The following is a 24,813-nucleotide window of genomic DNA, read 5'->3' as shown; positions in this document are numbered from 1 at the left end:
ATGTTCGATAAAAACAATAAGCTGCGACATAGCATTTCATTGGCAGCCATGCTGGCACTCAGCGGTCTGAGCGCATCTGCCTGGGCCGACGCCTACGAAGATGCTGCGAAAAAATGGATCGGCAGCGAGTTCAAGCCCTCGACCCTGACGGCCGAACAGCAGCTTGAAGAATTGAAGTGGTTCATCAAGGCCGCCGAGCCGTTTCGTGGCATGGACATCAAGGTCGTTTCCGAAACCCTGACCACCCACGAATACGAGTCCAAGGTGCTGGCCAAGGCCTTCAGCGAAATCACCGGGATCAAACTCACCCACGACCTGCTGCAGGAAGGCGACGTGGTCGAGAAAATGCAGACGGTGATGCAGTCGGACAAGAACATCTACGACGGCTGGGTCAACGACTCCGACCTGATCGGCACGCACTTTCGCTACGGCAAGACCGAATCGATCACCGACCTGATGGCCAACGAAGGCAAGAACTTCACTTCGCCGACCCTCGACATCAAGGACTTCATCGGCATCTCCTTCACCACCGCACCGGACGGCAAGATCTATCAACTGCCCGACCAGCAATTCGCCAACCTGTACTGGTTCCGCGCCGACTGGTTCGAGCGCGCCGATCTGAAAGCCAAGTTCAAGGAGAAGTACGGTTACGAGCTGGGCGTGCCAGTGAACTGGTCGGCCTATGAAGACATCGCCAAATTCTTCAGCGAAGACGTCAAGGAAATCGACGGCAAACGCGTCTACGGCCACATGGATTACGGCAAGAAAGACCCGTCGCTGGGCTGGCGTTTCACCGATGCCTGGTTCTCCATGGCCGGTGGCGGCGACAAGGGACTGCCCAACGGCTTGCCGGTGGACGAGTGGGGGATCCGCGTCGAGGACTGCCACCCGGTTGGCTCCAGTGTGACCCGCGGCGGCGACACCAACGGCCCGGCGGCGGTGTTTGCCACCACCAAATACGTCGACTGGCTGAAGAAATACGCACCACCGGAAGCGGCCGGCATGACCTTCTCCGAGTCTGGCCCGGTGCCCTCGCAGGGCAACATCGCCCAGCAGATCTTCTGGTACACCGCGTTCACCGCCGACATGACCAAACCCGGCCTGCCGGTGGTCAACGCCGACGGCACGCCGAAATGGCGCATGGCGCCATCGCCCAAAGGCCCCTATTGGGAAGAGGGTATGAAGCTCGGCTACCAGGATGTGGGGTCGTGGACGTTCATGAAATCCACGCCTGAAAAACAGAAACTCGCGGCGTGGCTGTACGCGCAGTTCGTGACCTCGAAAACTGTTTCGCTGAAGAAAACCATCGTCGGTCTGACACCTATTCGCGAGTCGGACATCAACTCGCAGGCGATGACCGATCTGGCGCCGAAACTCGGTGGTCTGGTCGAGTTCTATCGCAGCCCGGCCCGCGTGCAATGGTCGCCGACCGGCACCAACGTGCCGGACTACCCGCGTCTGGCGCAACTGTGGTGGAGCCATATCGCCGAAGCCGCCAGCGGCGAGAAGACCCCACAACAGGCGCTTGATGGCCTGGCCAAGGATCAGGACCGCATCATGGAACGCCTCGAACGCTCCAAGGCCCAGGCCACTTGCGCGCCGAAGATGAACCCGGAACGCGATGCGCAATACTGGTTCGATCAACCGGGCGCACCGAAGCCGAAACTGGCTAACGAGAAGCCGAAGGGTGAAACGGTGAGCTATAGCGAACTGCTGAAATCCTGGGCGGATGCGCGTAAATGATGTTGAAAGTGTAAGAAGCGAACGGCACCGGAAGGTGCCGTTTGCTTTTCTCCCCCCTTTACTCGAATCGACAGCGGCCTGGCTCCCATATGTACTGTAATGCACGCATTTCGCATACACCTCGATGTCCCTTCAAGGGCTTGAGGGGGGATGGAAGTCAGCGTTTCACGTTGCGAGCAAATTGAGTCAGCAACTGTTTTTTACTTCGCTCGTATGAGTCTATCGTGTACTGGGCAAGCTCGAAGGGGAACGGCTGCATGTCGACGGGGTAAACTTTAGTATCTCTCTCCGACCAGAGGAAATTATGGTCCTGTACATCCTGGTGATATAGGTCCTTTGCTTCCATTTCATTAAACATCTCCAAAAGTGCATTGGCGCCGCTTGCCGGAATGGAACCTTTCTTGATGTCGCCGAGGGGGATGCCATCGAGTTTTATCATCTTGAGGTAACTCTGATTGTCTTCAATAAGTGCCGTCGCCGAGCCTGCTCCATAGTAAGCATTGAAACCCTCGGCTTCGGTTTTTACATACCCCGGAATACTGTTTCGCTTGTCGGCTCCTCTGAACTTTTTATAGACATGTTTCCCGTCGGCGCTTTCGTATATTTCTCCTTCGCCCCCGCCGCCTATAGCAGGGCGACCACCAATATCATCGGCAATCGACGTTGGCTTGTTCTTCAGCGAAGAATCGGTCAATTGCACTTTCTCCATCAACACTTCGATGGAGTGGCTTGCGCTCGCTACTTCTGGAGACAATGGTGGTGTATCAGGAAATCCGAATCTCGTGCTTTCGTTATTTACAGAGTTTGCTGAAAATGGCGTTGATGATTGCGGCGAAGGCGAAGATCCGATGGTCGCTTGAGTCGGGTACTCCTCATTGACGCCTTCACGAATTCGCCCATCAGTATCGAAGTAGGCCAACGGATTGCCTTTCACCATGCTGAACAGATTCAGACCATCAATCGCCCCGGACGGATCCGGATTCAACCATCGCTGCCAACCCGCCACGTAATACCTGAACCCGTAATAATAAAGCCCGGTCGCATCCCGCTCTTTGCCCGAATAGCGCAGCGTTTTATAGCTTGTCTCGATTTCGCTACGCCCGGCAAAACACGCGGTGGTGCCGAAAGGGTGGTATCGCTCCTGACTGATGAGCTTGCCCGTGGCGTCGAGTTCCAGGGTGCAGGAACCCAAATGGTCGTTGAGGCTGTAACGCGCTTGATCGTTGTCGATGCCTTGGGGCGGTTCGGATTCCCAGTGCAACACCTGCACGCTGCTGCGCCCGGCCTGGACACTGATCACCTGCAGTATTTCTCCCGTACCACTGTGGGTACGGATTTGCAGATTCGGCAGATAACGCACTTCGTTCATCAGCGTTTTAGCGTTGGTCTGCATCAGCCGCACTTTGCGCACGCGCATGCCGTCTGAGGCGTATCGGTATTGCTCGTTATCAGCCGAACGGTCTTCACGCAAAACCAGCCGGACTTCACGCAATCGGTTACGCAAGTCCCAGTTGAAAGTCTGTCCTGGTTGCAGGCCAAGCAGATTGCCATTGGCATCGAAGCCGTTGCGCAAATCTTCCTCGCCCGGGTCCATGCCATCGCGCACCGGCAAGCAGCGGTTACTGTGCTTGGCGGCGACCAGGCGGTGACCGTGGCCTTGTGGGCCGTCGTGGATCAATTTGAGCAAATTGCCACCGCAGTCATAGTGGTAGGTCTGGGTGTAATTGGCGATCGCTGCAGGATCTGCCAGTGAAAACTTCGATGTCTGACCGGCCTCCCAACCCGTGGCCTCGATCAACTGATCGAGACTGTCATAACGGTAGCGGTTGACCGGTTCGATGCGCTGGTTGGCAAAGTATCGAATCGGGAGGGCGGCGTCTTCAATACTCAGCACGTTGCCTACCGGGTCGTAGACATAACGCAGGTCTTGCAGGATGTCATTGCCGCGCTGGCTTTGCAGGCTGATCAGCCTGCCATCCTCGGCGGCGTAGTCCAATGTGGTGATCACTCCGTTGTCAGCGGTTTCCCGAAGGGTATGTCCTTGGGCATCGTACTGGATGGCGCCGACCAGGGTTTTCGGCGCGGAACCCATCAATTGCAGTCGAACGTCTCGCAACTGGCCGTCCAGGGTCTGGCTGAAAAGCTGTCGGTGTCCTCTGGCGTCGATTTGTTCGATGGTTTCCGAGAGCGGGTTGAAACGCGAGTAGCTCGTGGCGGCAGGCGCGTCTTCGAGCAATTTGTCACGCTCGCTGAGCGATACCGGCCAGTCAGGAGGGTCGAGTGAGCGCAGAAAGCGTCGAGACTGAGCGATGATTCCACCGGTCAATCCGAACTGTTCGAACAACTGCGTGCCGGCCGGATCATCGAGGCGGATGATCTGTCCGCACTGATTCCGCGTGGCAAATGTCGGATTGCTGCCGGCATAACCATATCGCTCCGTGCACAAAGGTTTTCCGTCATCGGCGTGTTCGAACACAGCCAGTGGTCGCAGCTGTTCGTCATACTCGATGCTGCGCACGCTACCCCGGCCATCCCAACCGTGCAGCGGTTGACGCGCCTCGCCCCACAGACTGACGTGCCATCCGGCATCGACGCTGAGCGTGATCAGCACCTGACCGGTCAGTGAGTAAACCGTCCTGAGATTGGCGGGGGCTGATGCGTCGGCGAACAATCGTGGATCGCGCTGCGCCACCCGTCGCCCGGCAACGTCATGCTGAACCGCGGTAATGCGCGCTTCAGATTCGCTGCCATCTTCGCGCCAGTAGGCAACCTGCCGCACCGGCAAGCCTCGGGCATCAGTGACGCTAAGATGCGGTGTCTGCGCATGCTTGCTCACCTTCCTGTCCACCAGTTGCGTCGCCGTTGTTCCGGTGGCGGGTCGAACAGGTCATTTTCGTCGAAGGCGACGTTACACCAGATCCAGTACCAGACTTCCCGGCGCAGGGGTTTGAGCGTCGGTGGATTGCCTTGCAGCATTTGCTTCGCCAGCACGGTTGCGGTCGGTCGGCGCACCGCGTCGTAGAACTGCTGGTCGTGAAAAGCATGCTTGCGCATCGAGCGATCATTGATGTAGCGCGGTTGATCGGCGAAGTAGGGCCGGTAAATCCGCACAGTCTGGCCTTTGTTGTTGTATTCCACTGGCTCGCTGACACGCCAGCGTCGCTGGGCCTGGGCGTCTATTGGTTTGCCATTGTCGTCGAGGACCAACTCACCGTTGTCATCGACCTGCCAGGCCACGCCCGGGGGGACCTCATGTTTGGTTTGCAGAGTGCGGCCGAAACCGTCCAGGCAAGCAATGCTGACTCGCACTTGCAGATCGGGATCAAGCGGATAGCGGTCGGCCACCAGAGAGACGGCATACACGGGCTCACGCTGTGCATTATCGATTTGCTGCTGGAGTTCGGTTTCATTCAGATCGGGATTTTCCATAGCGGCAAGGTACTGTCGGGCGCGATCGCAAATGTGTCCTTCGGGCAGAATGTAGCCTTGGCTTTTCGCCCAGTCCCACCACTCTTGGGAGCGTGAGGACGTGCGGGAGATGCAACCCATCCAACTGAACGTATCCCAGAAAGCGGCACGGGCGAAGTTGCCAATGGCTTGTTTCGGATCGGCGATGGCAATGGCCGGGTCGCGGTCTGCCGGCGGGACGTAGGTTTGCAGCGGGTCAAAACCCACCGGTTCTCCAAGTTCGGTGCCGTGGAAACTGCTCACCAGCGGCTCGCCGAAAGCGTTGTAGCGCGCTTCCTGCAGGTTGCGGTTGGCATCTTCAATGGCCGCAGGGAGGAAGGTGCGGTAATCCACGTCGAGGCTGCGGGTAGTGCAGCCGTCCGGTAAGGTCACGGCGGTTGTCACACACCAATACGCGTCATAGGTAATCAGGGTTTCGCCGTGACTGCGGGTTTCACGGTATTTCTGCACGTTATGAAAGCCGTCTAGCGTGTGGTAGGTGGGAAAACCTCTGTGCACTGACCACAGATAGTTCTTCGCATCGTCAGGATCATCGATCGGACCGTGGTCTTGCTCGGGCAGAAACAGCGGCATGATGTGGTAACCGACCTCCTGCGATTCGAGTTTCTCTTTCAGGTTGAAGGGTAATTGGCCATCGACCTCGAGTTTGTCATATGCGCTGAGGGCGACGGCGTCCAGTTCGGCCGTCTCCATGTAGGCGGGCAAACCCTCGAAAGTCGCGGCGCCCGGATCCAGCGTTGCACCGCTGCGAGGGTCGATGTAGCGCTGCAGCGTCAATGCAGACAACACTGCTTGCTGCGCCCATTCGCCATCCTCGCGGGCCATTAGCAAAATATGTTCATGGTGGATCGTTGCGGCACTCAGCGCCGCTTTTTCCAGCACCAGCGAATTGCTGCGCAAGCGGCAGGGCAATCCAAGGCGCCAGGCCTCGTCATTGGGCAAATGAATCGATTCTGACCGGAGCTGCGTCAGGTACCATTTTTGTTGCGCATCGTCATGAGCATCCTTCCACCAGTTCTGCTGATGCTCTTCAGTGAACGGCGGCGCATCGCTGCTGGTTTTGCGTCGCGCGTAGTTCACCGTGAAAGCATGCACCACACGGCCGTAGGGGTCCCATTCCAGATTCAACTGGTGCTGGCACATCGGATCGTCGGCAATTGCCGGTTCGTACTGATAACTGATGGATTCCGCGTCCAGGGGCAAGATCACTGCATAAGGCTGGTACTTGCCTTTGGGGCGCAGCACCCGTGCGCCATAGCGATGTTCCTGGACCACATAGGGGACTGCGGTCGCCGCGTCGTCACCGGCGGCGAACACTTCCGAGCGCATCACTCGGCCGCTCAGGGTGCGGGCGATCTCTCGCGCAGTCTCCTCATCGGCTTCGGTGAAAGGTTGCGCGATGCGATCATTGAAGTGATAGAGCTGCAGCAGTGTGGATTTGAGATCGACCGCATCACCGTCACGGCTGTAATAACCGGTTCTTGACGGGTCGATGGTTTCGCCTGTGTGAAACCAGGTCTTGCTGAGAATCGGCGCGGTGAACTCGGTTGCTGACGCTTCGGTGTCGCTTTGCAGCAGCAGGCGAAAACCACGGAATTCGCGCTCGAAACGGTCGTAATAACCGCCGCGATAGCTGAAGAGCTGTGTCAGTGTGTTGCCGGTGATCTCATCATGTTGGATTTGCTCGTGTACCAGGTGCATGGCCATGGGTAGACCGGACACTGGATTTTCAACACCGGCTGCCTGTTGCTCACGTTTTTCATCCAGCCATTCCTGCGCCGAACTGCGGTAATTCACGCTGGCGCTGCAACCCATGTTGTTGCAGCTTCTGTTGAGCAGATAGGGTTTGGCGTCGACGAAATCGTAACGCCAGTGCCTGGGCGACATGTGCGGCAATGTCACCACCAGGCTCGAGCAGCCCAGGCCTTGCAGATCTGCGCTGGTGACCTGCCAGAGCGCGTCATGGGCGAGGCCCTCAGGCCAGGGAAGATCAATGGATGTCTGGGCGAAACCGCTGCCGGCATGGTTCATGAAAATACGCAGGCGCTCGGCTTCCATGTAGATCAGGTCAGCCGCACCCGAGCCGTCGAGATCCGCCAGCAAGGCCCGTGAGGCGTTGAATTCATCGTAGGCGAAGGGCAGGGTGCACAGCACAAAGCCTTTGCCGAAACGACCATGTCCCAAATTCGGCCAGCACTTGACTTCGTTATGACGGATCCGCACCAGATGTTGCTGACCGCTGCCGATGAGATCGGCGAATGCAACGATTTCGCTCGGTGTATTGCTCAGCACAGGCAGCTCATCATCATCGCCTGCGGCGGTTTTTTCCGCATGCGGCACGTCGACGGCCTCGGCGAAGCCAGCCGCGCGACGATTGGCATACAAACGCACGCTGCGCGGGCCGACCAGCGTCAGGTCGCTCAGGCCGTCACCCAGCAAGTCGGCGATCTGCGCCATCGGGTGGGAAAATTCGCCGGGAAATGCATCGAAGGGCACGAACCCTGACCAGTTGCGATCTGGGTCGAGGGTGAAAAATCCGCACATGCCCGGCGCGGCGAGCACCCAGTCGAGCTTGCCGTCGCCGGTCAGATCGGTAAGCGACTGATGCACGGGTTTGCCGGCGTCGGACATCGGCACGCCTTCAAGAAGTTTCCACTCGCTGTACTCGACCTGATCGCTGCCGGTCTCTGCGCGCATCGGCTCGCGGTAATACCAGCCGTGGTCATAACGGCAGAGCACACCCGCCAGGCCCTCACCGTACAGGTCAACCAACTGATATTGATGACTATCGTCGAGGCCGGGCATGGCCGTGAATTCTTTCCAGCCCTGCGGCTGCGGGGCGAGGTCGAACGTGTTGTAGCTGAACTCCATGGGCGGTCGGCTTTCGATCTGGCCGAGGCCGTCATAGGCCTGCTGATGCGCCGCGCTCAGATGGCTGTAACCCAGTGGGCTGAGGCGATATTGCAGGAGCAGGCGCTGCACCAGAACCGGATGGTCACCCAACTCTTCGGGGAAGTGATGAAACATCAGCACTTGTCGACACAGGCGTCGGTTGCCCAGCTCGAAACCGTAGGCGTAGATCCAGTAAGGGTCGCTGCGCTCGGCCCATGGCTGTTGTTCTTCAAACGTTGGCACTTGTTCCAGATCGCTGCTGCGTTCGCCATAGTCGAACACCAGTTGAAAGTGCCACAACTGTTTTTCCCGGCTACCGCTGTCCCAGGCATACAGGTGCGCGGAGGCTTTTTCGTTGCCATAACACACGCGTTTGAGATAGCGCTGAGCGCGATAGTCGCGATACTGCGGAGCGACTGGCAGCTCGGTTTCCGCCTTGTATTCGTAGATGATGTGTTCGCCGCGGGTATTGAGGCTTTCGTCGATCATCCAGACGCCGACGCGCTGCGGGTCGGCAGGGTCGGCCCGGCGTGAATTGGCGGTGGTGCCATAGATATGCAGGCTGCCGTCGGCACCGTGAATCAGCCAGAAACCGGCTTTGTCGGTCTCGTTCGACCAATGTTCGATCAAGGCGAATGCACCCTCGACCCGTGGCCAGTGGCGAACGACGTCATACGCTGTCGTCAGGGGCAAGCCGTTGTATTGCTCAGTGGTGCGGAAGATCAATTCACCGGTGCTTTCATTGCGCTCGGGCAGCCATACATCACCGTCGGGCCCCACGACCTGGTCAGTGCCGTCATAAGTCGGCACGCCATTGACCGTGCGCAGGGTCACCGCGTCAACCGTCAACTGCCAGCCAATCCCGCAGGAACTGTTGCCCGTGCCACTGCTATAGCCCAGACCCAATGGCGGGGCAAAACCGCGTCCGGTGGAAATCGGCAACGACAGTTCCAGCGACGCAGTGCCTTTGGTACCCACGCCGGCCGATCCCTTGCCAATACTCTGGATGGCGCCGCCGCCCTTGGGCAGGCTCGGTGTGTTGATCTGCATTGTCGACTGTTGCGGCGCCGGCTGTTCGTTCATAGCGAACCGCCTTCGCATCTCGCGGTGTAGCACACATGCAGGATGATGTCGGGCAAGCGCTGAAGTATGTGCTCCTGACCCTTGGGAAACGTCAGGATCCAGCGTGAAATCGCGCCGGTGTATTCGAATGGCAGATAGCGTTCGTCCTGGAAGTTGAGCTGAAACATGCCGTTGTCTTCCAGCGAACTCGACAGGGCGATCTGTTGACTGGATCGCAGGTTTTCTTTGACGCTGCTGCCGATCGTGGGGGCCATTTCAACTTTGCTGTAGGTCTGTTTCAGCACCGCCCGAATATCTTGATAAGGCCCGAGCACGGCCGGTAGCGTCACGCTTATAGTCTTGATCCGGCGCAGGTAATGATTTTGCCCGGCGTAATCATCGTCGAACATTTGCTGAGTCAGTTCCAATTCACACGTGCCGTTGTCCATCAGCGATTGCTTGATCTGTGCCCACGGTTTATTGATGGTTGAACTCGGGTCCTTGCCGGTCAAATCCTTCAGTGACACGGTTTTCCTGATTTCCAGATCGCGGCGGTTGTGCTGCACGTACTGGCTGTACATCTGTTGCAGGCTCATCTTCAACTCTTCCCCGGCACCGAGGCCGCGGTACGTGGCATTCCACGCGCCGGGATGGACAAAGGTTCGGGTGAAATCGCCCATTTCGTATTGCCAGCAGGCCTCAGCGGCCTGGCATAGCGATTGTGCGTTGGTGAAGGCGGTATGGTAGAAACCGGCGAATTTGCTGTTGAGCCAGTCGTAGGTCTGCGATCGGCTGAAACGATTGCTGCTCAGCAGGAAATCGTGGGTGGCCTTGGCCTGGTTGAGTGCTGCTCGCGCCTGGCGCAGTTGCAGTTGCGTGGCTTTATGTTGTTCGTCGGAGACGGCAAGCTGGGCCTTGATTTGCTCGGCTTCGAGTTTTGCCTGGTCGCGGGCCTGGGTCCATTCCTGGGCGCGGCGCCGGTATTGTTCGATGCGATCCATGGTTTGGCTTGCGCCATACGCAACGTGTGAAAACGCTTGCATATGGGCCGCGAAGCCGTTGGCAGCACCTTCCAGGCGTGCGCCACCGGCCGCCATGCCAAATATGTTCGGTGCTACAGTCATTGCCTGGCCGATTCCGTGGGCAATCGTCGCTCCGGTCTGGCCGAGACTTCCCAGCAGGTAAGAAGCTCCCGCGCCGATTTCCAAGGTGCTGACACCGTCTTTCAGCAATTTCTCGTAATAACTCACTCGGTCCAGAATGGTGTCCTGACTCGCCAGCAACGCCTCCTTGTTTTTTTCATCAATCTTCTCGGCCTGAACCTGTATTTGCACCGCCATCTCCGCGAGGTTCCACGCCTGCTGCTGTTGCAGTTCCAGGTACTGCGCCTGCTCCTTGCGTTCGATCAGCGACAGTAGCGTGGCGCCGAACGCGATCACGCTGTCCACCGCGTTCTGCGCGAGTGCGAACATGAAACTGAAGCGACAATGGGGAATCTGCGGGTTCAACAAGCGGCTGAGTGCTGCCCCGGACAAGCCTTGGCCCCAAGCGGCGAGCAGTGCGCGCGGATCCAGCGGCGTGGCGAATAACGGCAGGTTCAGCGGAGCGCCGGCCATATCGAGGTTATGTCGCAGGTTAAACAAGCGGCTTTCGGCTCGATCCCAGTGCATGATCAGTTCGGGGTTGAAGGGCCGACGGAAATACTCAGTGTCCGCGCTCGCCAGTAGCGGGTCATGGCCGTCAGGCCGCAGACTCAATAGTGGTGCAGGCTGCGAAGCCGGGGCCCTGCCGATACGCAAAGGTGGCTGTTGTTGCAGCTGCTGGTGCGCGCTGATCAGGCGCTGTTCGAATTGACGCAGTTGCACATTCTTCGACGAACTCAATTCGTCGAGCGTGAGCGGCAACCATTCGTCGATCTGGCGTACATCCGGGCGCGGTCCCAGCAGATCCATGATGTGGACGTAGCGCATCTTGGCTTCAGCCAGGCCGTCCGGCGTCAACTCTGCATACGCCAGATCAGCCTGGCGGCTTTCGATCTCGATAAACAGTTTCCACAGCGCCTTGCGAAAGTGCACCGGAAAACTCAAGGCAATCTGATGCGGATCGTCCGGGTACAGAATGGCCAGGCTGGGGTCGACCGGACCGGGCCATACCGGCTCTTCCAACGGTACGGCCTGCCAGTAACCGGGGTGTCCCGGGTCCGCGCTTTGTCGTGTCGGGTCAAACAGATACGCAAGCCACTGTTTCGCTTCGTCGTACTGCTGCTCTTCGTTCAAGCGGTAGGCCACCAGCCAGGGCAGGTACAGGAACAGTTCCAGGAAATACAGGTAGTAAGCGCCCGAGAAATCCATGGCTTGCGACCCCTGACCGTCCGGGATAGGTGGTTCTGTGTGCTGGGTCTGGGTTTCCCAGCTCAGCAGGGGTTCCATGCCGCTTTCGGCAAGGTTGATCAGTTGCCGGGCGAAGGTGGTGTTCATGCGCACAGCGGCCCGACGTGATCCTTCGGGTTCCTGCCCGTCGCTCAACTCGATGCCGGAGCCGCTGAAGTCAATGAATTGCGCCTTGCCCAAAGAAGGGCTGTCCCCCAGAGACGGGTCGATCATGCTGTTGATGCTGGGCGCTATTTGCAAGTTTGAGGGAGGCACTTCTGCCCATTCAACGGTCAGCGCCTTGAGTGCTCCGCCAATCAGCGTGGTTGCCAAGGAGCCTGCGTGATAAACCAGAACACCATAGATCAGCGGGATTTTCAGTTCCTTTGGATCCTCAGGCCACTCCACTGGCCAGCCGTCGGGCTGGAGGGTGGATTGATCGACCGAAAACGAATAAGTCAGCGAGGAGTCCTTCGACAGGCTATTGACGATGGCTGTAGACGCCAGCTTGCGCATTGCGCTGAATGTTTCAGGCGGCTTTGTTGACAGAACATTCAGCGGGTGTGCGATGAAAAACTGGTAGCCCACGCTGCTGTTATAGCGCCCTGCTGAAGGATGAAGAGCGATTTCATTGTGATCGGTGGTAGAACGCCAAAAGGACGTAAACAAAACCATGCTGGAGCCGATCAGTTCATAGAGCACCCTTCGATTTGCATGTTTACCTGCAAGGCACGCCGTTTCTCCTTGCTTGGTGGCGGGTACCGTAAATTCGGTCGGATTCCCGACAGGGTCGGCGATCAAGCTACGCAGCCGATCAGGGTAGCCCTTGAAACAGAATGCCGTATCTGCGACATCCATGAAGTCGGTACCAACAGGTTCAATGATGGAGCCTGGAAGTAGCGGAACTTCAAGATGATTTTCCGAAGGATCGAACACCAGCGTAACTTTGATGAGCTCCTTGTTTTCGTCGTGTTTGTCGAAGACGGAAAGTTTGAAAATCAGGAGGTTGTTGAATCCTGCCGCCAGCCTTGCGGTCAACTCGATATTGGACGCCGCCCGGTTATAGACAAAGTCGACGTCTTTCACGCTGGTCTCGATTCGCGACTGCCACCCCTGATAATCCCAGGTGGTCTTTTCGCTATCCGGTGTCTGGTACTCCACTGCACCAAACATTGGCGTGCCGGAGGGAAGCCAGTATTGGAAACGACCAGCGTTGCCATTGGCGAAAATATTGCCGATCAGCCTCACGTGGGCTTCGCCGTTCTTGAGGACCTCGACGGAGGGAGGTGAGGCCGGTCTGACCTCCGGCGCCATGCCGAATGACGGTGGCAGCGGTGTCACATTGAAGTTCTTGTCTATCTGTACCGTTCGCAGAAAATCATAGGTATCTGCATCGCCCGGAATCTCGGAAGGGACGCCCTGATAGTTCGAATACAGCATGAGCACCATCGACTCAGGTGACGTCGAGTGGTCATACACCGCAATGGTCTGGGTTTGCTCCGCAATTTCTTCCAGCGGTTTTTCGATCAGCGCTTTGGTCTGGCAGTAACTCTCGATGTAAACCCGCGGCGTACTCCAGGTCTCGTCATATTTCTTGTAGCTGGCATATAGGCGGAACCTGGGATTGACCTTGACGCTCTGGTCGGCCTTGCCGTCAACGGGGGCCTGCATGGCGTCCGCATCCTGAAGCTCCAGCTCGGCCCAGATCACGAACAGACGATTGTTGAACCAGCACGGGCGAATGGTGTGTTCCAGCGCCTTTTCCGAAATGGGCACGTTGGCTTTTTGCCAATCCGACCAGGCATTGGGCAGCGGCTTGTCATATTTGACCGGGGTTTCGCCTGCTGCACTCGCGGGCGCTTTGACCGCGCGCTGCGACATGTCCAGTGAGCGCCAGTAATAAGCATTCTCGGCAGGGGATTTGCCGATGAAATAATAAGTACTGTTGGCAAAATCTTCCCCGTCAATGTAGCCATTGCAGATTTTCAGGTTGGCAATTTCTTCGAACCTGGCAAGGTAAGCCAGCACTGCGGTTTGTACTGTTTCGGGCTGAATCTGCGCCTGGTTGAGGTCATTCTCCAGTTGCTCGAAACTGGCGCTCTTGGTCAGGCGCAGGGTCGGGTCCAGATAGATGTCCGGGAACGTGCGCAACTGCTGGAGGGCGGGCCAGATCGAGTAGCGATTGAGGCCGTCGCGCCAGGTGCTGGTTTGCAAAGGCGTAAAGCTGTCATCGCTGTAACCGGGCTCCAGGTTCAACATCATGCTGTTGATTTGCTGTTGGTAGCTGGCAATGGCGCAGGCCACCGGACTGGTCGGGACATCCTGGCTGACCAGTACATCCAGCAACCAGAATTCATAAAGGTCGTTGGCGGTCTTGATCGTTTGAGCCAGCCCTTGCTCGATCAGGTAGGGATCGCTGGGTATGGCTTCGTGCAGATAAAGGGCGAGCATCGCGTCACGCAGTGCTTCGTTAAGCGGCGCATCGAAGGCAGTCGTCATGATCGTTCCTCAACCATTGTCACGTGATGGGGCGGCGTTAGAGTGGGCGGCCATGACTCCCTCACCGACGGCTTTCCAGGCCAGCAGATCGCTTTGTTCGCCCAGCGCGGTGGCTTGCAATAGGGTTTTGGCGGCCAAGCCGCTGGCCTGACAAGCGGCCTGGCAACGACGGACCCAGTCGACTTGAGCCATCGAGGTGGCGCGTTTATCGGGGAGCGAGCTGGTCAGCTCGGCAACTTGCGCCTGCGGCCAGTTCAGCAAACGAGCAAGGGCAGCATCGGCCGTTTCGCTGGCGAGCTGGCGCAGGGCCTTGTTTTTCAATTGGGCCTTGGCTGGATTGGCGCAGCTGAAATAACTCAGGACATGGTCTTCGGACTGGCTCTGGCTGTGGAACCAATGACTGAAGCGTTCAAGCAGATAGAGATCGGAAAGCGAAGGCATGCTGTTACTGCCTTCCTCGTATGCCGCGCCACCCAGCCACGTCGGATTGATTGCAAACAGGCGCAGAGCGCTATTGCTCAAACGCAGCTCTCTGACGATCTCGGCGTGGCGAGCCACCCGTTGATAATCCTCGATCAACGCTTGGGGCAGCGGGGTCTTGAGTGCTTGCTGCAAAATGCTATAGGGCGTGGCCCACGCCCAGTGAATGACCGCCCGGCAGCAATCCGGCGCGAGTTTCGCGGTTTCCTGGAAAAGCCCTTCGAGCAACTGGGCCTGACGGTCATGCACATCGAGCAGGAACTTGACGAGTCTGTCTGCGCAAGCATCTTTGACAGGTTGGGCCAGCCCTAGACCTTTGAGCGCTTGCGCGACATCGGCCTGTAACCAGGCAACGGGTTCATCTGTCAGGGTCAGTGTGCGATCAAGGCCAGACAGCAGGCCGTCAGCAGTGATCAGATGGTGTTCGATCAGCAACTGAAACCAGTTGATTTCTCCTCGCTTGCGTTTGCCATCCTCTTGCAGTGGCAGACCCAGCGCATTGACTTGCGCCTCGGTCGCCAGGCTGCGGCGCGTATCGCTCTGCAGCGTGGTCAGACGCGCCCGCAACTCATCGGGCAGGGGAGCTTGCTCGGCCAATCTGATCTGCTGATCATTTTCCTGCTCTTCGGGATTTGGCGGGGCATCGATGCCCAGGCGTTGCAATACCTGCGTCACGGTCTGCTGACTGTCTTTGAGCCAGGCGAAGGCCCAATCCAGTTGCATCAGCACATCGAGGATGTCCGGATTCGCATCCGCAGTCGTTGCACTCAAGCGGCCGCTGGCCAGTGCGGTTTTGTAAGACGAGCCTCCGAGAAGTCCCGCCAACGCCAGCAGTTCTTCGACCGAGTGACCGAACAACCGGGCTATCCGCGCCTGGCGGTACAACGAGGAAACGGTAGGCAAGTCACGCTTGAGCGCGCCCACGTGCTTTTCGGTCTGACGGGCAATTAACAGCAAAGAGTCTTCGGTGGGTTGCACACCGAGCCCGGCACAGAGTTGCAGCAGGGTTTTCTGCGTCGCGGCATCGAGGGTGGTCAAATCGATGGGTGTTTGATCAAGAATCAGCGGTGTGTCGAACAGTTGCACATGGTTGAACACTTGATCGAACAACGGCACCGCGTCCTTGCCGCTGGCATTGGGGCTGAGGTCGTGCAGCAGCGCCGCGAACTCTTCAGGTTCGATGCTGTAGCGCTGGTTCAGGTAGCGATAGACGCCCAGCGCACGCAGGGTGTTTGCGTTGAGTTCCATGCCCAGGTTTGATTCGCCCTCGGCGCGCATGGCACTGCAGATCAACGTGTCGAGCCCGGCGAAAGGAATGCCGCTCCAGCGTTGCAGGCGGATCATCCGCTGAAGACGATCGAGACGATCAAGTGAGGTTTTGGTCAGACGCCATTGTGTGTTGTCACCCGACGCTATCCGCTCCAGTCCTATGGCGTGGTCTGACTCATCGCTCAGGTCTGTTTCCGGGGCCGTTTCCGGCGCGTTGTCGGACAGTTCAGCACCGGGACCGATGCCATTGACGTAGCAGGCACCGTAGTGATTTGGAAAAGACCCGGTCAGCAGGTCAATCCTGTTCGGGGTCGGCTGCAGGTATGGACAATTGGGCGACAATCGCACTGCAAAGCTGCGGCGGGCCACAAGTTGCTCGACCTGTTCAGCGGTGAGGCCAGTGTGCTGCATGAAGTCGGTCAACAGGGTCAATTGCTGCACAGGCGCATCGCTGGTGACTTCGACACCGTAGGCGCCTTTGAAAAAGTTCTTTTCTGTCGTCGTCAGGCGGTACTGCTCATCCAGCGTAAAGGCGAAGCGCTGTCTGGCCAGACGGACCGGTTGCTCCACCGTCCCGGTGGCGGTGATCAGATCGAATCTGGCTGTGTATTCCTGCTCGGTCGGCGTGGGAAGGGTGGCAGCCTGGAAATGCACAACGATGGGTTTATCTATCGCAGCGTGCAGACGATTTATCAGCCAGCCAGTCCCTGTGAGGTCCGGCACGTTAGAGCTCAGATCGATACTGGCAGGCACGGTCTTGTCGTCTTTACGAAAGGTCAGTGAGACAACGGTTTTGGAGCCGCCTTGATTCGTTGGTGCGTCCGCCAACGGAGTCGCGACCACGTCGTCGGGCTGCCCGGACAGGAGCAAGTAACATCTGCTTGGTGTGGTATGTGGCCGCAGGTAGGCAGTGAGAGGGTTTTGCCAGCCGTTGATGAGATTGCTGCGGGTCAGATAAAAATGGCTGAACACCGGGGGGGCGAGCAGCAATTGCTGTTGTTGTGGGCTCAACCCGCACAGCAACCGTTGTGCCTGTAGCGCCGGTTGCTGCAATTGCCCATAGTCATTGACTGCCACCTGTTTGATCGGTAGCAACAGACTGGCCCGGTAATTCAACTCGCCCAGACGCGGCTTATTATCAGCGAGCCCAAGTTGGCATTGGTGATGATAGAAGTTGTAGGGCAGTTCGAAGGGGTAGCTCCGTTCGGCCAGTACCTGATAGGTGGATTTGCTTTTGTCGGGAAGATTGCCATCCAGATAGGTGCGCAGATGACTTTCCAATACCTGCGTGACAATTTCCAGCATTGGCCTCGGTGTGAAGGTGCTCTCCTGGCTGATCAACAGGTCCTTGAGGTCAGGACGGCGTTGATCCATCAACAGCCGCTTGGGATCCTCACTGGTGGCTTCCAGTTGAAGGGAGAATCTCCGCAGTTCAGTCAGGTAGGCCACCGGACTATCGTTGGCGGCAATGGCTCCGACCTTGGTGAACTCGTCCCAGTTTTCATTGAACATGCGTTGATAGGTAGCGCCCAGCGAAACCAGCGAGCTCACACCACTGCGTTGAGCCATTTGCTGCAACGTGCCGGAAGAGGTCTGGTATTCCCGATACAGGCGCGAAATGAGCGCCGCATACTTCATCGCATTGTCATAAGCCACATCGGCGTTGGCGTCGCTGTGAAGGGCGAGCTGGCGAGCGAACGCTGCTTTGGATAAACGGACGATGTCGAAAACTGACGTGAAGCCCATTTGCTGCATGGCGGTGGGGAAGTCGCTGCGGTCTTTCTGTACCGAAACGTGTGGCTTTACCAGTCTCTGCAGCAACGAGTTGTTGTCAGCCATGACTGTGATTCTCCTACTTTCAAGAGTGGCATTGAGGCAATGCGCGGTTAGAGCAAACTAACGGTAAACAACAGGGACGTAACCTGTCAGACCTGACAGGTATTGCCGCATTGATTAGAACTAATTCGAATAAGACGGAATAATTTAAGGGCTTTATGTGCTGGCGGCTTCGGTTGTCTTGGTTTTCGGTTTCGTCCGTTTTGTCTTTGATATCTCTGTTTTTATAATGAGAAGTCATTTTGTTTTGTTCTGGTAATCGCTATTTATTATAAAAGCCTGTCAGGAATGACAGTGTGAATGAGCTCTGTAGTGAATTACTGTGAACTGAAGTTTCCATTCCATATAAAGGCACGCTTCGCTCTGTTTTGATTGTTGTCTGGCGTTGTGCGTTTGTCTGATATGAACCTATTCATCCGAGAAGCCATAATGGAAAATGACGTCACTAAGAAAGAAGACAGTTCAATTACTCAGAGAGAGGCTGCCGAAGGAAGATATGTCAGGCTTATTTCAACAATTACAATGCATGTGAAATATCCGGATTTATTCCTTCCGTGGGAGGCATTTCTTACAGTTGAATGTTTTTGGAATCCTTCAGGTACTTTGTTTACTTGTCACGCGAAGCAGTACGCGGCCACCAATAATGGCAGGCGAAAGGGCAATGTCTACTTGAGTTTCAGCTCGTCAGGGAGGTGGCCTGAGACGGAACTGACGAACGATGATGCGATTCAGGATGGTCGATGGCATGCTATCAGTGGTGGAGGTTCCGTAACAGGTAACAAACATTCGGCCGAGATCAATTTCAAGTTTGTGTTTGATCATGAGCTTAGTGCTGACAAGTCGAAAGATACCTCGGTAACCATGAGTTTTGAAGTTGACTTTCGTCCTCCCATTTTCGTGCATCCTCATGTTGTACATTCGCCGCTGCCGCAAATAAGTGGAACAGGCTATCCAGGCGCCTTGGTTAAACTGTATGAGGTTGATCAACTTGAGTTGGTGATCGGAGCTGCAATTGTAGACAACCATGGCAGATGGACGACTCCCCTGACAAAGCCTTTGTCCATGACCGAGAGCTTTTCGATAACAGCCTTGCAGCTCTATGAGAATGTACCCTCTCGCTGGGCAGTCCATTCCTCTTTTGCGGTTCTTTTTGCGCCCCACATTCTTGGCACAACTGTTACTCCGGAACGTAAACTCAGCGTCCACGGCGGCGGTGGCTTGGCGGGCGCGAAACTTGAGCTCTGGCTTGAAGACAAGAGCAAGGGAATTCAGTTAGCCACGACTGTCTGGCAGGACGGCACCTGGTTGGCGCTCAGTGTTGAAGCGTGGCTTCCTGGCAAGCATCTGCTCACTGCAAAACAGGTGGCATCGGTCAGCGGACAGAGCTCTTACTGGTCAGATACCTACGTCGTCAACGTAAAACCGCCAACTCCACGGATTGAAGTTCCACCCGCATACAGCTCGGTAAAACAGGCGCTGAAGATTATGAATGTCTGGCCCGAAAGGGCATCCGTGCAAATATTCACTAACAAAGACGAAATTGTCGTTGGCACTTTCGACCGCTTCACATGCACTTTTACACCGTCGGGACAGTGGGCGGTAGGCACCACAAGCCTCAGGGCGGTGCAGACAGTGGACGGAGCGACATCCGACCCGAGCAGTGCGGTATCCGTCAAGATTCGACCCTCGAGACCGGTCATCGAGCCTCCCGCCGTCCCGATTGCAGCCCGGCAGACGCTGAGTATCAAATTCGTTTCACCCGATGCTACCTTGCTGGAAATGTTCAACGAAGTTGGCGAAAGCGTGGCGGGTGAATTTACCGGTAGTGGTACGTCCCGTACCTTCACCCCGGCGCAGGACTGGTCTGTATCCAGCCAGGTCAAAATCGTACAGACCGTAGGCGGTGTCCGCTCCAATCCAAGCGCGCTGGTGCCTATAGTGGTGAAACTCTTCATTGCTCCGCCATCTGATCCGGCAGCCGCGAAAGAAAAGCTGGCCATCAGTTTTTTCCTGGCCAGCGATGACCACTTGCGAATGTACATACAGGGCGGCGGATTGGTTGAAGGCACCTTCCTGGAAAGCGGCTCCGTCCGGTACTTCACCCCGAAGGAGGAGTGGAAGCAGGGAAAAACCACGGTCAGCGTTCACCAGGTCGTGGGTGGCGTCGTCAATTGGAGCAATCTGGTTACCCTTGCGGTACAACCCTCTGAACTGTCGCTTGCCAATCCGCCAGGCTCCGTGAGCTCGGACCTACAACTGACGCTTTTGTCGGCCCCTCCATCTTCGTCGGGCAGTGTGTTGCAGATGCTTACCGAAGCAGGCGCACCGGTGACGGGCGAATTCACCACTGGAACCCCACGCAAGTTCAAACCCTCGCCGCGGTGGCCAGCGGGCTACAATGCGGTCATGGCCGTGCAGTTCGTCGACGGAGTGCCATCCGCACCAAGCAACGTTGTCAGGTTTTTGGTCATACCCGCCAAGCCGGAAATCGAGCCGCCACCAAAACCTGCCTTGCCGAGACAGCGACTGAACATTATCGGGGTCGACCCCGGCGCCGTTACCTTGCAAATGCTTACCGAGGACGGGGCGGCGATTGAAGGTGATTTCACGGGAGTCGACACGTCTCGTATCTTCACACCCGCTGAGGACTGGGCAGGCACGCGCAAAATCGTGGTCGTGCAGACTGTCGACGGTGGCACGTCGCAGCCAAGTATTGTTGTCACTGTTTACGCGCCTCCCCCGAAGCCCGAAATAGAACAACCACCCATCCCGGCAACATTGGATCAAGTGCTGAACATCAACAGGGGACGTTCATACGGCCCCGTCATCCTGCGAATGTACACGGCAGCGGGCATCAGGCTGGATGGCGAATTCAGCTACGGTACTCCCGCCACCTTCACGCCAAGATACGGGTGGCCACCGGGGAGGACCGAGGTCATGACAAAACAGGACATAAACGGCGTGGGTTCCGAGTTTAGCGATCCTGTTTTATTAGAGATCCTTCCCCGAAAGCCCTTCATCCAACCACCATACAACCCTGTCACTTCGAAGCACCAACTGAGCATTTCCAGCGTGTATGCCGGTGACGTGACCCTGCACATGTTCTACGAGGACGGCGAAACGGTGCCGGGTTATTTCAACGGCGATGGCGAATTCCGCACCTTCACGCCGGCCATTGACTGGACAGGAACCACCAAAGTCAATGTGGTACAGATCGTAGATGATGTACTTTCCCATCCAAGCGATCCGGTCACTGTTTCGGTAATAGAGAAGCCTCCCACACCCGTAATCACTCAGCCTTTACCCCACACCAGTCATCATGCCGATCTCAGGGTGCAAGGCACCTGCGTGGCTGGAGCGACGATCGCCGTGCAAGATGCCGCTGGCAACTTTCTGCAAGGCAACCTGACCTACAGTGGAACCACATGGTTTTTCGAGTACCTTTGGCGGCCCGGTTTCAACGATATGAAGGTGCGGCAGAGCGTAAATGGAGCAACGTCTGAGGCAACCGATGTCCTTGAGTTTTACATCAAGCCGGCGACGCCTGCTATCGAGCCGCCAAGCCACCCGGTCGCGCTGAAGCAATCTCTGAAAATCACCGGTGTAGCGTCAGGCGCCGTCAGCTTGCAAATGCTCACTGAGGCCAACAGACCGGTGGCTGGCAAATTCACCATCAGTGGGGCCAACCGCCACTTCACACCGGCGGCGGATTGGTCGTCCGGCGAAAACACCGTCTACGTCATCCAGACAGTAAACGGCGTGGACTCTGACCCCAGTGACTTGTGCACTTTCACCGTGGAGGTGGAGGACCGGCCCGACGCCCCTCAATTCCAGCAACCGCAGGCGGGGGGCTTAACCTCACGGTATCCCTCCCTCAAGATCGCCGGCGTGCCAGGCGCGCTGCAAACCGTTCGTTTTGAGAACGGCGCGACGTTGCACGAAGAGACAGCGGGTGCAGACGGGATCCTGACATTCACAGTGGTGGAACCGTTGGATCCAGGCACCATTGTCCTTGAGGCTAAACAGGCCAGCGGTGGGACTGATTCGGATTGGAGCGCGCCGCATCGGTTTACGGTCAAGGCTGCCCCGTCAACTCCATCGATCGAAGCGCCACGGGCGAACTCCGAAACATCACGCTATCCGAGGATTCGAGGCACAGGAGCAACGGGAGGTGAGATTGTCCTGCGTCATGCGCTTGATCCCAAGGAAGAGTTTGCCATCGTCGACGGTTCAACCCGGTGGAATTGGACCGCAGAAAAAGCGTGGCCCCTCGGAGACTACGCCGTGCAGGCCCGGCAGACATTCGACGGCGACTGGTCCGACTGGACTGAGGCTCGCTCCTTCAAGGTCAGCGAATCGCGGTATGCCATTGGCGACGCTACACCCGCCATCGGTACACCGGTGGTGGGCACCGAGCAGAGCGTGCTGTTGCGAATCCAGGTCATCTCCGGTGTCAGCGGGGAGGTAGCGGCTGGCGTGGAGGTGAAGTGGCGCGTCAATGGCGAGGAGGAATTGCTGGCGACAACGCAGACCGATGTCAACGGCTGGACCAGTTATCGCTATACACCTGAGACAGTCGGCAAGCATGACATTCTGGCGGACGTCACTCAGGATAACGCCGGTGTGATTTTGACCGAACTCTATGAAGTGAATGCCGTACTGGACGATGTCTGGGCGCAGGCAGCAGAGCTTTATCTGGACGGTGAGCGCGTCGACGCTGCAAGCGAACTCGTGCTGTTGAGAAAAAACCTGCCCTATAAGCTGGAGCTGAAGATTGCCGACGACAGTGTTTTGATTGGCTCTACCGTCACTTTGCAGAACTTCTGGGGCGCGAAGGAACGAGGCCTGACTTTCAACCCTGATCTGGGCACGCCGCTGACAATAAACAAAGGATCGTCAATCCATTGGTATATTTCTACCGAAGAGGCGAACAGTGGTTTTTATGGTTTGAGTCTGGCCAGTTCGATACTGCCCGACTGGGAGCTGCCCGGGCGAGTGGAAGCGGGGGATTTGGCTGACGCCGTGAGGTTTGATCTGGATGGGTTCCCCCAGGTGTTCGGTGGTGCCCCGGCGTACCCCTGCCTTGGGGCCACGCATACATTGACTTTGCGACCCCAGGACAGCAGTTTTTTGCTCGGCCAGGACGTGGTTCTGGAGTTGAGTGCGCAAGCGGCCGATCTAGGCGTGACCTTGAGTCCGAGCATCCCGCAAACGCTCGGCGAGGACGGGTTGAGCTGGTTGCTGAACTGCGTCGACAGTACCAGTGCCGGCGATTTCGCAGTCTGGTTGAAGGTGCCGGCGCTGGAATTCAGTTCGCTGGAGTTGCCCATGTCGCTGGCGCATAACAGTGCTGAGGTATCTGAAAGATTCGGCCCTCAGCAAATGGGAGGTTCGGCCTCGTTCTGGAGATATGGCATTCGCGCGGTTTCCACTTTCACGGGGCTGCCGGCGGGGGGAGTGCCGGTGACCGTCGCGGTGACTGGCAAGCCAACCATGGAAAATGTTACTGCTCGCGATGGCTGGATATTTATCAGCTACTACGACGGAGAGTCTGCAAGACTGACCATTCGTAACCGCTATGGAAAGTAATGGCTGAGCAAGCGTCGGCAAGAGGAGTGAGACGCGCCACTCGTCGAGGATAGCTTGCTGCGCAACAAATCCCGGAGCAAAAAAAACGGCACCTGCAAAGGTGCCGTTTTCATGTATAGCCAGATCAGCCGAGCAATCAGCCCGCCAGACCCGCCTGTTGTACCAGCACCAGCAACGGCTGCGGGTACACACCCAGGAAGAATGCGACCAGGGCGATGGCCAGCAGCATCACGCCGCCTGCTTTCTGTTCCCAGTGCAGCTGGGCGTCGTGGCGACGCAGGTTTGGCTCGATCAGGTACAGGGTGACCATCACGCGCAGGTAGTAGAACACGCCGATGGCGCTGCCCAGTACCAGTGCGCCGACCAGCCACCACTGACGCGTTTCGACGCCGCTGGCGATGATGTAGAACTTGCCGATGAAGCCGGCGGTCAGCGGGATGCCGGCCAGGGACAGCATCATCACGGTCAGCACGGCGGTCAGGTACGGACGGCGCCAGAACAGGCCGCGGTACTCGTACAGCGCGTCGGCGTCGCGGCCGTTGTACGGCGAGGACATCAGGGTGATCACGCCGAACGCGCCGAGGCTGGTGATGACATAAGTCACCAGATAGACGCCGATGGCTTCCACCGCCAGACCCTTGCTCGCCACCAGCGCGATCAGCAGATAGCCGAAGTGCGCAATCGACGAGTAACCGAGCAGACGCTTGAGGTTGCTCTGGGTCAGGGCCAGCAGGTTACCGAACAGGATCGAGGCGACCGCGATAACGCTGAGCACATCGCTCAGCACACCACTGCTGGCAGCAGGGGAGAGCTGGAACAGACGCACCATCACCGCAAACACCGCGACCTTCGAAGCGGTGGCGAGGAACGCCGCCACCGGTGCCGGAGCACCTTCGTAGACGTCGGGCGTCCACAGGTGGAACGGTACCAGCGACAGCTTGAACGCCAGACCGATCAGCATCATGCCCAGGCCCAGTTGCGCCAGCGGGCTTGGCAGGCCGGTTGCAGCCAGGGCCTGACCGATGCCGACGAAGCTCAGCGAACCAGCGTCTGCGTAGAGCAGCGCCATACCGAACAGCAGGAACGCGGAACCGGCGGCCGACAGCACCATGTACTTGATGCCGGCTTCCAGCGAACGCTTGTTGAAGAAGGCGTAAGCCACCAGACCGTAGACCGGTACCGAGAGCAGTTCCAGACCGATGAACAACCCGGCCAGGTGCTGCGCGCTGACCAAAACCAGACCACCGGCGGCGGCCATCAGGATCAGCAGGTACAGTTCTTCGCGGTTGCCCGGGTAGCCCGAACCGCCATCACCCAGATAAGCGTGGGCGAGGGTGACGCAGGCGAGCGTGGCGACCAGGATCATCGCCATGTACAGACAGGCAAACGCGTCGATCTGCAGCAACGGGGTCACGGCCAGAGGCGCGACTTTCAACGCAGGCAGGATCGACAGCAGGGCCAGGTTCAGACCCGCCACCGAAATCAGGAAGGTCTGCGAGTGGTTGCGGCGCCAGGCGATTGCCAGCATCACCACGATAATGGTGAGGCTGGTGATCAACAGTGGCGCAAGCGCAATAAAGTGTTGAATCGTGAATTCCATAGCGCT

General features: G+C 57.5%; 7 protein-coding genes. 2 read left to right on the top strand and 5 right to left on the bottom strand.

Annotated features, from left to right (window positions below):
* Window positions 1-1,743, top strand: a complete 1,743-nt coding sequence (locus AB9L16_RS16105) for an ABC transporter substrate-binding protein (RefSeq protein ID WP_016775286.1) — start codon at window positions 1-3, stop codon at window positions 1,741-1,743.
* 157 nt (window positions 1,744-1,900) lie between these two features.
* Here AB9L16_RS16105 and AB9L16_RS16100 read toward each other — a convergent pair whose 3' ends face one another.
* From AB9L16_RS16100 to AB9L16_RS16085, 4 genes are read right to left on the bottom strand one after another with little or no spacing between them, the layout of a single operon-like run.
* Window positions 1,901-4,579, bottom strand: a complete 2,679-nt coding sequence (locus AB9L16_RS16100) for an RHS repeat domain-containing protein (protein ID WP_375122382.1) — start codon at window positions 4,577-4,579, stop codon at window positions 1,901-1,903.
* On the bottom strand, window positions 4,576-9,186 hold the full coding sequence (locus tag AB9L16_RS16095) for a SpvB/TcaC N-terminal domain-containing protein (RefSeq protein WP_375122381.1): 4,611 nt from the start codon (window positions 9,184-9,186) through the stop codon (window positions 4,576-4,578). Before AB9L16_RS16095 ends, AB9L16_RS16100 begins: the two co-directional genes overlap by 4 nt.
* The gene (locus tag AB9L16_RS16090) at window positions 9,183-14,033 is read right to left on the bottom strand and encodes a neuraminidase-like domain-containing protein (protein ID WP_375122380.1); all 4,851 of its coding nucleotides are present in this window, start codon (window positions 14,031-14,033) and stop codon (window positions 9,183-9,185) included. The genes AB9L16_RS16095 and AB9L16_RS16090 overlap by 4 nt, the downstream gene beginning before the upstream one ends.
* A gap of 9 nt (window positions 14,034-14,042) precedes the next feature.
* Window positions 14,043-17,621 carry a Tc toxin subunit A gene (locus AB9L16_RS16085; RefSeq protein ID WP_375122379.1) on the bottom strand — a complete coding sequence of 1,193 codons (3,579 nt, stop codon included), beginning with the start codon at window positions 17,619-17,621 and terminating at the stop codon, window positions 14,043-14,045.
* 426 nt (window positions 17,622-18,047) lie between these two features.
* On the opposite strand from AB9L16_RS16085, the gene AB9L16_RS16080 reads away from it, so the two are divergent.
* A complete protein-coding gene (locus tag AB9L16_RS16080; RefSeq protein WP_375122378.1) occupies window positions 18,048-23,207 on the top strand; it encodes a hypothetical protein in 5,160 nt (1,719 codons plus the stop codon).
* Window positions 23,208-23,343: 136 nt separating this feature from the next.
* On the opposite strand, the gene nuoN is transcribed toward AB9L16_RS16080, so the two are convergent.
* Window positions 23,344-24,807, bottom strand: a complete 1,464-nt coding sequence (gene nuoN, locus AB9L16_RS16075) for an NADH-quinone oxidoreductase subunit NuoN (RefSeq protein WP_024013420.1) — start codon at window positions 24,805-24,807, stop codon at window positions 23,344-23,346.
* Between the last annotated feature and the right edge of the window lie 6 nt (window positions 24,808-24,813).

It is taken from the genome of Pseudomonas sp. LW8 (genome assembly GCF_041956865.1).
Taxonomy (GTDB): Bacteria; Pseudomonadota; Gammaproteobacteria; order Pseudomonadales; family Pseudomonadaceae; genus Aquipseudomonas; species Aquipseudomonas siliginis.
Note: the sequence above shows the minus strand (reverse complement) of the source record. Positions and strands in the feature narration are given on the sequence as shown.